Origin of the sequence: Legionella sp. PATHC032 (genome assembly GCF_026191185.1) — a bacterium.
In the GTDB taxonomy this organism is placed as follows: domain Bacteria; phylum Pseudomonadota; class Gammaproteobacteria; order Legionellales; family Legionellaceae; genus Legionella.
Map to the genome: position 1 here is coordinate 2,476,335 of NZ_JAPHOV010000001.1, position 16,640 is coordinate 2,492,974.

Consider the following 16,640-nt stretch of genomic DNA (forward strand, 5'->3'; position numbering starts at 1 on the left):
ATGAATTAAAAATAGGGGGAACTCATATAGTTTCACTTATTTATCTATAATTATAAAGAATATCCAACAAAATGTATCTTGAGGTTTATAAACATGGCAATCAAAAATCTAACAAACAACGGAGGCATTGGTGAAATTTTAGCAAATATCCCCCAAGGTGATGTAGTAGTATTGAATATTAATGACATTCTAGTGCGTAACCCAGTGCTGGAGCATGGTGACACTCCACCAGCATTAACTGACAATAATCTTCCGGCAGTACTCAGGTATTTAAAAGAAACTAAACATCCAGTGATACTGCTTACCTCATACGATGAAAAATACAACGAGAGAACCATTGCGCAGTTAAAACATTTGGACTTAAGTTATGATGTTTTAATTCACTCCAAAGACAAAGCAGGGACTCTGATCGAGCACCTAAAGAAAACATCACGATCTAAAAAGTTACATGTTTTTGAGAATGACAAAAGTCAACTTGAGGCAATTGATAAAGCAATTACTGATGCTCAGTTAAATATAAAAACTACTTATTATCATTACAAACCGTGTACACAATTATTAACAGACTCAGACAAACCAGAAGGCTTTCCTGAGAATTTGTCATCTATTGAGCTTGGCGCATCACTTGGCGGTGGAACCTCAAGTACGTATAAAGTTAGAGATACTAGTAACCAAAAAGCTTATGTTCTAAAGTTTGGCTCTAGTGAGGTGCAAATAAAAGTTGAAGTGTTGATGAATGTACTTTATCAGCGTTTGAGAGTACCAGTTGCCCACGTGCAAGCGTATCGTTCTGTAAACCAGGTTTTAGCTAAATCATTAAATTTTGAACATGTTGAAAGAACGGTTCAACTTGCCGAACTGCTTAAACCACATCAAATCCAGGATGAGAAAGCTATTATTGCCCAAGCACGCAGGAATTTTATAGTTCATGCATTCATGGGGAATATTGATGTTGCCAAGTTGGATAACTTTATTCAAACAGAAGGTGGTGAAGCAAGATTAATCGACTCAGGTGCCTGTTTTATATTTAGAGCCCTTGGTGATTTGCGCGAAGAGATGTCAGCAGAAGTTAGTGAAATAGACTCGATGCGTAATCATGAAATCAATCTTTCTGGGGCTCTATGGTTTGGCGATTTAAGTCCCGAAGAAATTAAAAGACAGGTTCATGACTTGATAAATCAGCGTTCTACAATTGAGAAAACTATATGGGAGGTAAGCCAACAGCTTGAAATTCCCTCTTTTGTTCAACGTCAATTACTTTCTGGTTTTTCCAATCGCCTTGATAACTTGGCTCAACGCTATGGATTTGCAACACAGCGTTTTGCCAAACGTGACAAAGCGGCTATAGCAGGAAAAACTGCAGCAGGAGTCATGCATATCCAAAAAGATGAAAATGGTGAATTATTTGTTCTGTTATCAAAACGTGCACGTCATAATTGGTGTGATAATTTTGGTGGCAAGAGTGATATCGAGGATGTATCCCTTGCAAGAACTGCACAAAGAGAGGCAAAGGAAGAGTCCAATGGGGTGCTAGATTATAGCGATAGAGAGCTAGCTGAAGCCCCATTTCACGACATTATCACTCAAACCACAAATGGTGAACAATACTTGTATCGAATGTATTTTATTGAAGGCATTAATCCGGTTGATACTACACAGCTACTTGATAAAGAACACGAGTCATTTCATTGGGTTCCCTTAATAAATTTACAGAATGCATTAAAAGAAAACAGCGCTGTTGTTGAAGAAGAACAGATAACCATTCAAGTTAAAGACATAAACAATCAGGATGTGATTATTTTTCCGCCTCTTTATGCTATGCTGCGTCAGGGGCCGGTCAGTGCCTTGATCGATGACCTATTATTAAATAGTAATTTTCGTACACAGAGCACGCAAGGCTTGGCTGAGGAACCAGATAGTTCTGAGCAAAGCAAGAAAAATACTTATCGACCAATTGCATCTCCTGAACAAGTTGAGACAGAGATAATAGCAACCTCTATCAAAAAAGCAAAAGTGCTCGATGAGATCAAAAAGAAAGGGCATGTTTCTTCAAAAAAACCTAAAACACTCATCAAAAAAGACTATCAACCAGCAAATACTGGCGAACGTATTCTTTCTCAAAGCGAATTACATCTTAAAGTAGTTATGGGAGATGATTTTCGTGTTCAAGAATCAACTGCAGAGAATATAAAAAAGTTTTTAGATAAACATAACAAGGGATTATCAGAAGAAGAAAAGCAGCGGCTAATTAATCAAACTGCCGAGATGATTCAGTATGAAAAAGACCATCCCGAGAGAGTATTCTTCTATCATGGCACGAATAGCGATATTGCTTACGCTTACGCTGTCTACACAGCAATTTATCAAATTCTTGCTGCAAACAGCGGTATCGGTGCTTTACGTATGGATAATCCTCTTTTTCATAAATGCCTTACTATTGAAGAATTCATCAGTCACTTTAAAGACATTTCTGAAAGTGGAAAGGTTAGTAATTATGATAGTGGTTATATGGAATCTGCAATATCCGCTAATCTTTTTTTATTTGGAAGTCATAATGTGGAGGGCTCCAACACAATTGAATATTACACTAACAATGAATCGGCTACCAAAACTAATTTACAGAACATGCTGTCTGCAAGTATTCAATCAATGGGAGTGGGTGTGGGCATAATAAATCAACTAATAGCCTTGGCAAAAGAATTTCCATACCAAGGCCAAGGAGCTTTATATCAAGTGAGCTTACCTTTAGAGTTAGTAGATAAGTACGCCTATTTAGCAGCTCCAGGAGGACGTTTAAATCCTCTATTAACAGAAAGAGGTGAAACAACTAACATTTCGCAATTATTGAATGAAATGACCAGAGGTCGAGTTGATAAACAATATATAGAAACTCTTCAGGCACGTTTGATGACACCACCTGATGCGCCTATTACCATGCGGGATTATCATTGGGGTAAACCCGGCAATCAGGAAATGCAAGATCACTTTAATCATAAAATTCACAAACTGGCTGAAAATATTGTATTTGACATTATGAAGCATCAAAACCAATTGAATAAATTAAACTCAAAATTGCCTTTGATGCGTAATCTGCGTGATGTTTACGGACAAGCAAGATTAAATATTGGCAGCAACAAGATAACAGACGAACTTGTTATTCAATTGCTTGAATCCGGGGATTTAGAAAGTATTATAAGGATTACCGAAACTCACCCTGAATTTAAAGATAAGTTACTAAAATCAAATAAAATTTCTTATAGTGAGAAAACTTCCCATAAAAATGAAAACAAAACACTACTAGAAAGATTGTTGAAAATTCCTAATTGCCAGGAGACAGTGCGAGCTATCTATGGCGAACAATTTTACGAGGGAAGATTAGACAAACTACCCTTTATTTCAGTTTTTTTTGTGATAGAAAAAGATAAGAGAATGCAATTTGCCATTGACCATCAAGATAAAATCAAAGATGCTCAAACATTGGCTCATGTCTTAAAGGAACTGCCTGAAGAAAAAAAACTGGATTTTGCAGGAAAATGTAAAGATTTAATCGGTGACAGCAAAAGCCTTAACGCTGTGTTGGAGAATTTACCTCTTGATCAAAGGTTAGATTTTGCAAACCAGTGTAAAAAGAAAATTAGAGATGCACTTGATCTTGCTAATGTATTAACTAAGCTACCTGAAAACAAAAAGCTTAAGTTTGCAACCACTTGTGAATATAAAATTGGAGACGCTACCGGACTTGCATCGGTTTTATTTCGTTTACCTGAAGGTGAAAGGTTTCAATTTGCAATCGATTGTGAAGATAGAGTAAGAGATGCTTCTGAACTTTATGAAGTATCACTTAATTTACCTGATGAGCAACGGCTCGAATTTATAATGAGATCAGAAGATAAAATCAACGATGCCAACGACATTAGGTCTGCTCTATTGGTGTTACCTTATTATCAAAGACTGAAGTTTGCAAGCAGACATGAGAATAAAATTAAAAATGGCTACGACTTAGGATCTTTTTTATATGGTTTGCTTCAGGATGACAAAATAGATTTTGTACTTAAACATGAAAATAAAATTAAGGATGCTCAAGGGCTTGCTAACATTTTGAATAATTTGCCCCAAGAAAATAAAATAAATTTTGCACACAGACACGAAGATAAAATTAAGGATGTCGCAGGGCTTGTCTCTGTTTTGATTGAACTACCGCAAGATGAAAAAATAAGTTTTGCAATTAAGCATGAAGATAAAATTAACAATGCGGCAGAGCTCGCTTCCGTTGTATATGAATTACCGTTGACTAATAGGCTCGATTTTGCAATCAAACATGAGAATAAAATTAAAAACGCCCAGGAGATAGCAATGGTTAAAGATGTGCTGCCTAAAGACAAAAAACTATACTTTACAGCTAGAAATGAAGATAGAATTAAAGCTAATGAAAAACAATTGTCTTTATCCAATAACGCAAAAATCCATATGAGTATTGTCAAGATACCTGCCGATGAAAGGAAAGAAAACATTTTGGCAGTCTACAGGGTATTAAAAAATGATGATTTTTTGAGAAATCAAGATGGCACAGTATCAACTATTATTAAACAGATAAAAGAGATTGTGAGAGAGATTGACTCGTCAGAAGAAGTAAATATAACCAATGCCATTATGGAAATCAAAAAAATGATAGTTAATAACAGAGATAATAATCACAGCGACAATGCTAATTGCATCATCAACGCATTTGCCAAACCAAGTTGTTGCGATTTTCGAAAAATCCGCGAAGTTTTGTCAACAAACCGTGCAATTTATGAAATAATGAATAGGAAAGAGTTTGTTGCGAAAAATGAATAGACTAATTCAGTCAGACCAAAATGCCGCTTCACCAAATCCAGACAAACCTAGTAGATATAGCACTACCTTTGCAAAATCAAATTCACTATAAAGATTGAGCATATCCATTGACACTTCTCTAAAATTAAGAGCTAAACACAAACCCTTTAATATTTAAACCTCAAACTTCTGCGTTTAACATAGTAATTTAAAATCAAGTTTTTATTTTTTCTTATTGAAAAGAGGTAAGAAATTCTTAATTAATTCCATTACTGAAAATACTTCACAAATTCATAATCATGACTCTGCAAATTATTACCGCTGCATATGGGACTTGCCCATTGGTCAGCACAAGGTTTATCCCGATTGAAAGACCACATAGATAATCCTCCCAACGAGTTTTTCTGTGCAAACTGTTTTAATTGGGCTGCATTAGATAAGGTAAATTGCTCTGTATTCACATCATTCACACCGATCATTGGCGTTACTTCAATCATCTGCCATAAAGCCTCCGGTTTTTTATCCGGATAAATTTCCCGCAAAAACTGATGGAGATTCGTTGCGGCGGATATGGCATAATCCCCCATATCTCCACTATAAGCCGGTCCATAATCCATAGCCATTATGTTTACATTAAAATGAAGGCCTAGAGCAGCTGCTGAAGTGATTATCTCTTTTCCAACAGAAGTTAAACCCTCCGGCATCACAGGAAGAGTGAAACTTAACAAGATATCCGGATTCTCCTGTTGGAATAATTTCAAAGACTGTAACAAGTTAGAAATATTGGCTGTTCCATTTTCTATATCAAAATCGAGGACATTCGCATGATATTGATTAATCACTTGATTAAACGTATTGATTAATTGATTTTTATCACAATGATAGGAAATATCAGTACCACTCGCCCCACCGAATGAAACGGTGAGTTTCACACCCTCTCTTGATAAAGTATCGAACTGTTTCTTACCCCATCCCTTTGCCACACTATAATTTTGCTGGGCTCCCCAAGCAGGTTGGCATTGACCACTGTCTGTAATAAAGGCCAAATGATAGGCTTTGATCCCCAATTTTTTTGCTGGGAAAATCAAATCCATTGGCTCCATATCCTGTGATTGCGAATCCCAATAAGTATTAATCGTTAAATCAACATAAGGACTAAATATAGGGGCAGAGGGTGAACCCGCTGCAACATTACTGGATAATAACATGCCATTTAATAAACATAAAAACCGGCTATATCGCATTCAATAGTTCCTTAAAACCTAAATTGTGTTTATTTTTACATCATCAGGATAATTAATCAATCACTTTGTTAATAAATAAACAAGTTGACAGGGTATAAAGGTTTGCACTACCTTTTATCAGACCTTAACCATCGCTTCATCCAAAGAAATGGTTAAAATTTTTATTCTCTTTTTGCAGGTTTTTCTCTTTACAGTAAGGAAATGTTCATGAAGAATCTCTATATAGATCCTGATATTACAAAAGCATCGACAATCTCTTCTGAATTTTATACATCAACGGAATGGTTCGAAATTACAAAAGAAAAGATATTTAGTAAAACCTGGCAATTTTGTATCAGTACCGAAGAACTAAAAACCCATAGACAATTAACCCCTTTTACCTTGCTGCCTGGATTTCTTGAAGAACCCTTACTGTTTGCAAAAGATGAACTGGGTACTATTCGTTGTTTGAGTAATGTATGTACCCATCGAGGTAAAATTCTGATCGAAGAACCTTGCGTGGCGCATAAAATAAAATGCTCTTATCATGGCCGTCGGTTTAATTTTTGTGGGGAATTACTTCATATGCCTGAATTTGAACTCACAAAAGACTTCCCATCAAGCAATGATAACCTAAGTCAAATTTCAACGGGTATTCTTGAGCCTTTCCTTTTTGCTTCGCTCTCACCAGTTGTCCCATTTCATGAAGTTTTTGCAGAAATTAAAGAAAGGTTATTTTGGCTCCCTATGGAAAAAATGCGCCTGGATAAAGAAAGATGCAAAGATTATGTGGTCAAATCGCATTGGGCTCTATACTGTGAAAATTACCTGGAAGCGTTACATATCCCTTTTGTACACCCCTCACTAAGAAAAGTAATCGATTGCAACACCTATACCACTGAACTTTTCCGCTACTGTAATCTGCAATTGGCTTTGGCAAACCCTGAAGAAATCAGTTTTGATTTACCCAAAGGAGCACAAGATTATGGCAAACAGGTTGCTGCCTATTACTTTTGGATATTCCCCAATACGATGCTTAATTTTTATCCCTGGGGTTGTTCTGTGAATGTGGTCAAACCGCTCAGCCCTGAGTTAACTCGGGTTTCCTTTTTATCTTTTGTTCTTGATGAATCCAAACTTGGAAAAGGCGCTGGCGGGGAACTTGATCAGGTTGAACTAGAGGATGAAAGAGTAGTTGAGTCTGTGCAAAGAGGGATAAAATCTCGCTATTATGATATGGGGCGTTTCTCTCCAACAAAAGAACAGGGCACTCATCATTTTCAAAGACTACTTTGTGAGTTTCTTAATGATTGAGATTAGATCTGACATAAGCCCAGATTCAAAGCAAAAAAAATATTTTTAATAAACGATTTAGATCAATTAAGTAACTGAGTTAGAATTATTTTTGGATAAAGATTAGGGCATTCTACTAAACCCTGAATCATGAATATAACCCCTAGTGGAGAAAGACAGGATGGTTGCTCAAAGACACCTTTATATTTTTACCCTGATTGGATTACTTCTAGGGGTAACAGTGGACATACTGACACGCAATCACAACACGACCGCATTTATATATAGTGTTGTCACCATCTTTGGTATTTTATTTGCCCTTACCTATAACAACGTCAATTTGTCTCGTCTGATTGGCACCAGCTTTCTACTCGCTTTCTTTTTATCGATACCCTTGTTTCCATTGAAAATGGACTACTCTATGAGAGATTATTTCCATTTCTTTACCTTTTTTGTTGGCTTCCCATTTTTTATCTACGTCGCTCATTGCTTCCATTACGCATTCCATCACGACAACACCTGGCGGGTAAGTTACAGCAGTTTATTTGCTGGGGTATGGAATACCATTCCCCTTTTGTTTATTGCCTTCGTGTTTTCCTCATTGGCCAATTTGCTGATTGTACTGGGATCTTTTGTATTTAAAACTGTTGGAAATAATTATTTGTGGGATTTGTATTTTTATAATCATCATTTCAAATTAATCAGCAATACAACCTTATTTTTTATGGGTTTAGGTGTTGGACAACAAAATCTCAACATCATTCATAACATGCGTTTTTTACTACTTAGAATCATGTATTATCTGTTTCCCCTCTTGGCAGCAATAAGCATCCTTTATTTTATATTATACGCATTTCATTCTTTTTCGAGCGGTCAGGAACACATCAATCCCTTAATAGTACTCATTCCACTGACTACAGCTGGTATCATATTCTTCAATGCCTATTTTCAGGATGGAACTATTAAATCAGACTATCCCTCCTGGTTAAAATTATCTTTAAGAGTCTATCGAGTCATTCTGTTCCTCCTGGCTTTAATGATGGCCTATAAAATCCTTTCCGATTTCTCGCTGGATACTAATACGTTCATTTACTTACTAGTTGCCATACTATTCAGTTTGACTTACGCCATCACCGCATTCTTGAATGAAAACCAGGAAAAACAATGGATTTATATGGGAAATATAGGCACTGGAATATTTTTCATTATCACCCTGTTTCTCTGTAACCTACCCTATATTCCGGTTGAATTCACAATTGGTGGAGGAAAAGCTATCAATTTCATCGTTTCAAATCCTTCATAGAAACTAATTCTCTGTACATGAAAAAAACACCAGTCATGTACGGAGAAAATAATACCAGAACTTTTGTCTACTGCTGACTTTCAGGAAAAATCACTCGAAACCCTGGTTCTAAAATTTGGCCTAAAGGATTTTGTGATAGTTCACTAGTAAAGACAGCTTTTCGTAGCTCGATCAAATGTTGAAAATGTTTCCTTAATCCTGATCGGGTTGATATAGACTGGTTAAGAAAATATTCATAAATTTTTATTTTTTTCATTAACTCTTTTGAATCCAATTGCCCATTACTCATATAATCAGCTAATTCACGTGCCCCTCTAAATTGATCCTCATTGTTTCTTAAGTTGACGAAAAATTGTTCCGTCCATTCTTTGCCATTAGTTTGGCTGGATTCCGGTATTAATTTTAATAATTCGCATCGTTTTGATGAAAACAAAGGATTGGTAAAATCGATCATCAGCACAGATTGTGCGAACTTCTTGCTAATTATCTTGTGTTGGATAAGTTGCTTAATCGCGTTGAGATCAGCCTCCCCCTTGACTGGTGTAAGCCAGGTATGATCGGCATCTTGTAAAGAGATTTCTGGGAAACGAATGTTAAACTCTTTCAATAATTGATTATAATCTTCAATTGAAATAGTTAAATCAATATCGCCTAATAATGGATTCAGCCAAAAAGCTGATGGAATGGATACCACTGTTTCTGATGAGTCAGTACTGGACTGGAGATTGATTTCGGTAGTACAAAATAAAGGCCGTAACTGCTCCTGCAATGACAGTTTTCCTTGAAATGCCTGCATTTTTTTACTATTAAGCAAATGCTGCATTCCTGTTGTCACATCATTTGCAAATAAACTGGCATCACTGACTTGTTCCAATAATTGGCTGACATCTCCATCGGGCTTATTGGGAAGCAAAAGAAGCGGGCGGTAGTTAGTCCACCAATCATTATGAGGAAGGGTCTGTTCCTTAAGGATCGGCCCCCCGGAGTTGTGGCAAGCTGAACATCGCATACGACTGCCAAAATGATTTTCACCCGCTGGATTTATTCTATATAACCAGGTGTTATCTTTATAAGCATCCTTCGAGTTTCCTCGATAAAACCAACGCACCCCTCCATTTTCTATCCCTCGCAATTCATAAAAATTATAAAGCGCCTTTCTAGTATCCCAGCTGATTGCTTCAATCAATAATTTACCTTTCCTGGGTTTTTGATCCAAAATGATTAGGCCCTCTTTTAACCGAGTAAAATACCCCAGAAATAACTCCCCCTTTGCAATCAATTGGTCAGTAGCTAATGCACCATACACGGATTCAAAAAAACTGAAACTACCTTCAGTTGGATTATTTCTTCCTCGATTAGCGACCATTCCTATGACTTCTTTTAATCCTCTCACTCTCATAGAATTTCTTAATTCCTGTATGGATTGAGGGCAAATTTCAGCATTGGATAACAGAGAATACAAAGGATCGGATAACTTTTTATTAACAGGTTGTTCGTTAAAATAGATCACACAATTAGCATGAGCGAGTGAAGAAATAAGCAGCAAGACGTAAACGATTTTTTTCATTCTGGAACATCCGTTTAATCAAAGAAATAATCAGCTGGGTTATAAGCCTGATTGCAACAATCTGGATTCATTAAGTGATAACCAGGAAAACAATACACTAAATGCTGATTTTTATTAGTCCAAGCTTGAGATAAAACATCTCATTCTATTCAGGAATAGGCCTAACATTGCCAATTTTTGCATTTTCCTCAATAATCTGGTTAACAAAAGCATTCCCATAACCTATCCAGGCCCCCTTTTTAATTGTTGTTCCTGGGCCAATTTTAGTCGTCATTCCAACAAAAACATTATCTTCTATCACCACAGGCGATAAAAAAAGATAATTTCCTACATCAGAATGACAACTGATAGAAACTTGACTGGCCAGAGTGACATCCTTACCAATTGAAATGAGAGGGCAATCCACAAAATCGATATCAAATGAGTTCATAACGTAAAATGACACCTTAATTCCCAAAGCACGCCAATACAAATATTTAATAACATTAAAGGATTGTAATAAATGAATAAGACCAACGATTTTCGCTGCACGAGAAAGTGCAAAATGACAAAACCAGGCGATCATGGTCTTATTTAATTCCCGTTTATATCGACCTGGCTTAAGTTTTGGGAGGCTTATCCTGATAAGCGCCATGATAAGAATAAAAGAAAAAATTAATACAAACGGTGAACAAATTAAAACAAGCCAGGTTTTTGAAAACCCATAATACAAAAACAAACCGGTTAAGCTAAATGCGGCCACACCTGGCATTAAACTGAGCAAGATAGAAATCAAATCAATAAAAATCAATAAAGAAACAGTCAGCTGACTTTTTTTGACAGGTGCTTTTTTATTCTTGACTGTCGTTTTCTTGTGCTCTGTCATCCCGTGATTTCCTTAAAAATAATAGACAATTCTTTTGCCAATTTTTGAGTCTGTTTTATTTAAACCAGGAGGTATACTAGCAAAAATAAACAAAAGATTGGAAGATAGAATCTTAAATTCAAAGAGGTCTCTCCATTCTGATGAAATTAATTTCATACTTTTCTATTTTTGAGGTTATCGAAGCCAGATGTATGCAAGAGTTCTTTCGCATACACCCGGATAGCTCACAAAAATTTCAGTATCACAAGCTCTTGAAAAACAGGTAACAGTATTTATTTTTTGGCCTTGTAATTATCCGTATATTGTTGTCCCAAAGTTCTAGCCTTACTCAGATCCTCCGGATTCATAGATTTCTCAAGATCACTGGCATTGGCCGCTGCTTTTTCAAAACCATTATTCTTGGCCGCTGTAAACCAGGCATAAGCTTTTACAGGATCAGCTGCAACCCCAATACCATCTCTGTAATAGACACCTAATTGATTTTGAGCCTTCCCATACCCTTGCTCAGCCGCTTTTTGCATCCAGTATACGGATTGCTCAAGGCTTTTTCCGACTCCATCACCATAGAAATACATATCAGCCAAATTAAATTGCGCATTAGCATTTCCCAGGTCTGCGCTTTTTTGATACCAAAACGCCGCCTTTTGCAGATCGGACTTACCTAATTTTCCAGAGTCATATAAATAACCTAACTCCAATTGTGATTTGGCATGACCTTGATTTGCTGCTTTCTCGAAATACTCAGCAGCCTTCTGAAAATCTTTAGGAACACCATCCCCTTGTTCATACATCAAACCAAGATTATATTGTGCGCTGGCATTACCTAAGTCAGCGGCTTTTGCATACCAGTTGAGAGCCTGAGTCTTATCCTTTTTCACCCCTGTACCGGTATCATAATTATACCCAATGGCCAAAGCCGCATTAGAGTTGCCTTGTTCTGCTGCTTTTTTATACCATATCATAGCCGTATCGGAATTCTGAGGTACACCAGTTCCAGTATCATACATATAACCCAAACCATATTGGCCATCTGCATTATTTTGATCAGCTGCTTTCTGGTACCATTCAAAAGCTTTTTTATAGCCCTCAGGTGTATTAAGGTACCAGTAGAACCCTGCTAATAATACCTGGGCGTCAACATTGCCTTGATTGGCTGAAGCAAGTAATAATTGCTCTGTTTTTTCTGGACTATAGGTTACACCTTGGGCATTATAATACATTTTACCCAGCAAATATTGAGCCTTGGCATCCCCTTTATCTGCTTCAGGAGACAGCAAAATAAATGCTTTTTCGTAATACCCTTTGTTATAGGCCTCTTCACCTTCCTGAGTTGTAGCGATAGCTGAAGAGTTAATCACTGTCAGTAGAGAAAGAGATAAAATATATTTTTTCATGTCCATGATATATACCTTATTTTAAGAGCTATCGCTTTAAAGTATATGACATAAATTCAACAATGTATAAAATGCTTTCTCATTTTGTTTTTTTATATCTTTTATCAAAATATTAGGTGTAAACCACATCACATATATCGCCTGTATAAAACTGCAACACAACCTTTTTATTCTTGACATAACCGACATTAAACTTCAAATTATACTGATTCTCCATGCGAGACATAAAAAAAGACGTATTTTTATGAATATTCAGGAAGCGTTAATGTCCCTTGCCCTTCAAAAGCATGGGATGTTGGAATTCAAGCTCTTTATCTGAAGGCACTTTATAACAATAATTCTTTTAGTACGGTGAATATTGGTAGCAGTAGTGGTGTAAGAATTTTCGACGAACTTGATAATGATTTTGAGTGGGGATTTAGACTCGAAGGCTCATACCATTTTAGTACAGGGAATGATCTAAATGTTAACTGGATACACTGGCGTGATGATAATAAATTACGACTGGCTCCTACCCCAGGCAGATTGGCAATACAGCCGAATGCCAGTTTGACTCAAAGATATCATGGTAGCGCTGAATTTGATGCGGTGAATCTTGAATTTGGACAACATGTCGATTTTGGTCAGTACAAAAATATTCGATTCCATGCGGGTGTTCAATACGCGGATATCAATAATGAAACACGCGTGGATGAAACTATAGCAAACGCCATCAATGAGCTTGCATTCCTAAATGGCACTACGTCGTTAACTTCAACGCATTCATTCTCTGGAGCAGGACCGCGTATCGATGCTGATATGTCCTATGACATCGGTAAAGGTTTTGCTATCTATGGCAATGGAGCTGCTGCACTATTAGTTGGTGATAGCAAATATGCTAACAATGCTCCTTTTAACGATGTAACACGCCCTGTCCGCTCTGTTTATACAACGCTTGTGCCAGAATTAGAAGCAAAATTAGGTGGTAAATATACCTATCCTATGACACAAGGTAATTTGACGTTTGATGTGGGTTATATGGTAGTCAATTATTTTGATGCACTTCATCGAAGCGACGTGAATTTAGCCCCTGTGGTTGAATATAGGGACAATATCAATTTCGGATTACATGGCCCTTACGCTGGTGTAAAATGGATTGGTTATATGTAAGTAATGCAGGATGATCAATTAGCCAAATTGAATTACCATAATTTGGCTAATCATCCATGTTTCAATTGAGGTAACAGACTATTCATTGACAAATCATCCGAATAGCCAGGCATTTTTTCCTTATTAGTTCTGACTGAATTTGTAGTTTGAAAAAAATCTGGTTTAAAAGGGCTTAAAGCCTCTATCCCCATGCCTAATAAAGAACCAATGAACCCCATATTGGCAAATCGCTTGATGGTAGCACCTTGTTGGTTTGTTCCAATAAGTATCTTATTGACGTAACTAAAACAATCATTATCACCTGGTTTCATTTTGGTTAATATGAAAGACGCCGTCGGAGCATTGGTTTCCTGAAGTTTTTTATGATAGGCCAGCATTTCCACAATCTTCTTACCACTTACTGTTCTCGTTTCGCTTTGAGCTGGAATTTCTTTGGTATCGGTTGGCTGAGGGGTAAACTCTATTAAATACTCACGATTTTTAATCTTAATTTTTATATACGCATGGTGCCCCACACACCCATGAAGCAAAGATTCGCCAATAAAACTGGCTAGAAAGGAGTTAATTTCATAATCAACCTTATGATTTAGAAATTCCTCATACTCGCTATCATCATTGAAAAGTTGCTTAATTTCACTTTCTACTTCGCCAAGATAAAATGAAAATGGTTCCATTTTATTTCGACTAAACATGCGCAAGGAATATTCCTGATTGACATTGCCCAAACTCGCACTTAAACCATCAAGGCCAAATTTTATTTGTCGTTGTACCTCATTTTTAAATAGCTTTTTAGGTGCCCTGAAACCAAAAAGTCCACCAAGAACTGTACCGGTAAATGTTCCAACAAGAAAACCAATAACCGGTTTGTATTCACATAAACCGTTAATAAAACCCAGTATTCCTCCTAACAATCCACCGACCACGCCTAAAGCTAAAGCCGAAATAATACCGCCAATATGCAGTAAAATAATCATCACTTGAGCAGTGAAATGATGAGTCTTAGCCACTCGTTGCAATTCAGAGAAATGAAGAACCAATTCTTTCAGCAATTGGCTTGATGGGCATTGATTATCTAAAAAATTGGTTTTTTTTAATTCTTTTAGCTTATGCAAGGTATCCAACAATTTTAGCAGTACTGCTAAAAATTCGTGTCTGGACGGGACATTTTGGGATTTTATCGACTCTAACAGAATGTACAGATAATATTTAAATTCTCCTGTAGGTAAATCGATAACACGCTGTCTGGCAAAATCTATCTCCAGGAAATAATTTTTCTCATCTATCATGACATAACAAACCAACAGGGAATCATACTGGAAAACATATGGCTCAAAATAATACTGTGATTATACTATTTGATCAACAATGGGGCAATGACTCTGGAAAGAATGTTCACTACCAATATTGGTAGCGACCCACCACAACCAAATGAAATGCACTTAAATGATTATAGACTAATGCAACCAGCAAGAAGTGAATTTGTCAGCAAGCGCTTCATCTCTCGGCAATAACCTCCTGAGAGATAAATTTCGGTTTGGTTTGCCCATGCATGCCGGCTAATAAATTTTCCTTGGACAATTGCAGCAGGGTCACAGGTAAAACTTCTTCAGTTTCCACACTATGAGCATAAGTAGGACTAATATGAATTAATTGTTCATGCAATTTTTTCAGTGATAGCTCTGAAATCTCTGCCTCATCATCAGTCACCAAAACAATACGATTCCCCACACTATTGCGCGCAAAATACCAATAAGGCTCTATATTGAGCGAAGTTGCCAGCACCGCACTTTGCAATTCACTGCCTGTAATTGAGCAGGTTTCCAATTTCAAGAGTTGAGTTTTATAACAAAACTCAAGCTTTGGTGAACTATTCAAATATCCGGTACATTTCACAATATCTTTGAGTCTGTAGCGAATAAATCCCATAGCTGTTGTCAAAAACACTTCGTATTTTTTCCCTACTTCTAACTCCCAACATTGTAAAAGATTCTCTTTTTCAATTGCCGCCCCCTCTGGAATAAACTCCACAATATGGGCACCTGGATGTAAAATTCCACCCATGCTATTAGTCTCTACAGGAACAGTTAACCACCCCTCGGTTGCCGAATAAGTGCCGTCTACCAGTTTAATCTCAGAACCCAGCAATTTTTGTAATTGCTGAGCGGGATATTCACAAAGACCAGAGGTCCAGCATCCAGCCATTTCCAGAGATGGCCACAGTTGTTTGAATGAGAGATGGTCAACCTTGTTGGCTAAAGCTTGCAAATGTCTTCGTCGTTTCCGGGTCATGTTGAGAGGTGGAAGATGCGATGGCAGAGGTTTATTCCCCAATAGATAAGGAAGATATTCTTTAAAACCCTCAATACAGCGTTGATAAAAAGCATCAATTACCATCGGCGTCACCGCAAATATCGCACTTAAATCAGAAGCCAAACCGTAGATGGGACCCCATTGATTGTAAGCCTCATGGCTAGCAAAAACCTCATCAGGCATGGCATAAAATTTTTTAATAAAGGAAGGCAAATGACGATAATTAAAATTACTAATCCATCCCGTAGGAATACCGGCAGGAGTCGTTTTATGAGTATCTACCGCGACAAGATACAACATTTTTTCCTTAAAAAAGCCGGGGAATCGCTGAGTTAGACTGTAAATATACGGGGCCATTGTACGCTGAAATTGTTTCTTGAATGAATCTGTTATAGGGAAAAACTTTCTAACTCCTGATGTTCCTGAAGTTTCTGACCAAAAAATCAATTCCTCACCATTAAAAGGTTGGATAGTAGAATGCTGGGCTGCCAACAGTCCTTCCTGATAATCTTCATATTCTGTAATTCCAAAATCATTAAGAACTACAGGAGATTGATCTTTTAATAGTTTCTGCCAATAAGATGATTTTTCCAGCAATGGAGCAATTTCTGAATTCCATAATCGTTCTCTCGCCTCTTTAGGATGCTTGGTATCATTCAGAAAAACCTGGTATTTTTTCTTTGTCATGGCAGCAATTAAAAATCTCTTCCAATTCATCCCT

9 protein-coding genes and 1 pseudogene are annotated in these 16,640 nt (G+C 36.9%); 4 read left to right on the forward strand and 6 right to left on the reverse strand.

What is annotated here, in order from left to right:
- The first annotated feature begins 93 nt into the window (after positions 1–93).
- On the forward strand, positions 94–4,836 hold the full coding sequence (locus OQJ02_RS11040; RefSeq protein ID WP_265719088.1) for an NUDIX hydrolase: 4,743 nt from the start codon (positions 94–96) through the stop codon (positions 4,834–4,836).
- Between the two features lie 248 nt (positions 4,837–5,084).
- Here the strand turns inward: OQJ02_RS11040 and OQJ02_RS11045 are convergent, their stop codons facing one another.
- Entirely contained in the window at positions 5,085–6,059 is a 975-nt protein-coding gene (locus tag OQJ02_RS11045; protein ID WP_265719089.1) for a chitinase, read from the reverse strand.
- A 207-nt stretch (positions 6,060–6,266) separates the two neighbouring features.
- Between OQJ02_RS11045 and OQJ02_RS11050 the strand changes: the two genes are divergently transcribed.
- Entirely contained in the window at positions 6,267–7,352 is a 1,086-nt protein-coding gene (locus tag OQJ02_RS11050) for an SRPBCC family protein (protein ID WP_265719090.1), read from the forward strand.
- A 160-nt stretch (positions 7,353–7,512) separates the two neighbouring features.
- On the forward strand, positions 7,513–8,634 hold the full coding sequence (locus OQJ02_RS11055) for a hypothetical protein (RefSeq protein WP_265719091.1): 1,122 nt from the start codon (positions 7,513–7,515) through the stop codon (positions 8,632–8,634).
- A gap of 67 nt (positions 8,635–8,701) precedes the next feature.
- Here the strand turns inward: OQJ02_RS11055 and OQJ02_RS11060 are convergent, their stop codons facing one another.
- From OQJ02_RS11060 to lpnE, 3 genes are all read right to left on the reverse strand, one after another.
- The gene (locus OQJ02_RS11060) at positions 8,702–10,201 is read right to left on the reverse strand and encodes a hypothetical protein (protein ID WP_265719092.1); all 1,500 of its coding nucleotides are present in this window, start codon (positions 10,199–10,201) and stop codon (positions 8,702–8,704) included.
- Positions 10,202–10,346: 145 nt separating this feature from the next.
- Positions 10,347–11,066 carry a hypothetical protein gene (locus tag OQJ02_RS11065; protein WP_265719093.1) on the reverse strand — a complete coding sequence of 240 codons (720 nt, stop codon included), beginning with the start codon at positions 11,064–11,066 and terminating at the stop codon, positions 10,347–10,349.
- Between the two features lie 272 nt (positions 11,067–11,338).
- A complete protein-coding gene (lpnE, locus tag OQJ02_RS11070) occupies positions 11,339–12,466 on the reverse strand; it encodes a Dot/Icm type IV secretion system effector LpnE (protein WP_265719094.1) in 1,128 nt (375 codons plus the stop codon).
- A 270-nt stretch (positions 12,467–12,736) separates the two neighbouring features.
- On the opposite strand from lpnE, the pseudogene OQJ02_RS11075 reads away from it, so the two are divergent.
- Positions 12,737–13,609: pseudogene (locus OQJ02_RS11075) on the forward strand (Lpg1974 family pore-forming outer membrane protein); the annotation flags it as partial.
- Positions 13,610–13,659: 50 nt separating this feature from the next.
- Here OQJ02_RS11075 and OQJ02_RS11080 read toward each other — a convergent pair.
- The gene (locus tag OQJ02_RS11080) at positions 13,660–14,895 is read right to left on the reverse strand and encodes a hypothetical protein (protein ID WP_265719095.1); all 1,236 of its coding nucleotides are present in this window, start codon (positions 14,893–14,895) and stop codon (positions 13,660–13,662) included.
- A gap of 208 nt (positions 14,896–15,103) precedes the next feature.
- Positions 15,104–16,636, reverse strand: a complete 1,533-nt coding sequence (locus tag OQJ02_RS11085; protein WP_265719096.1) for a GH3 family domain-containing protein — start codon at positions 16,634–16,636, stop codon at positions 15,104–15,106.
- Positions 16,637–16,640 lie beyond the last annotated feature (4 nt).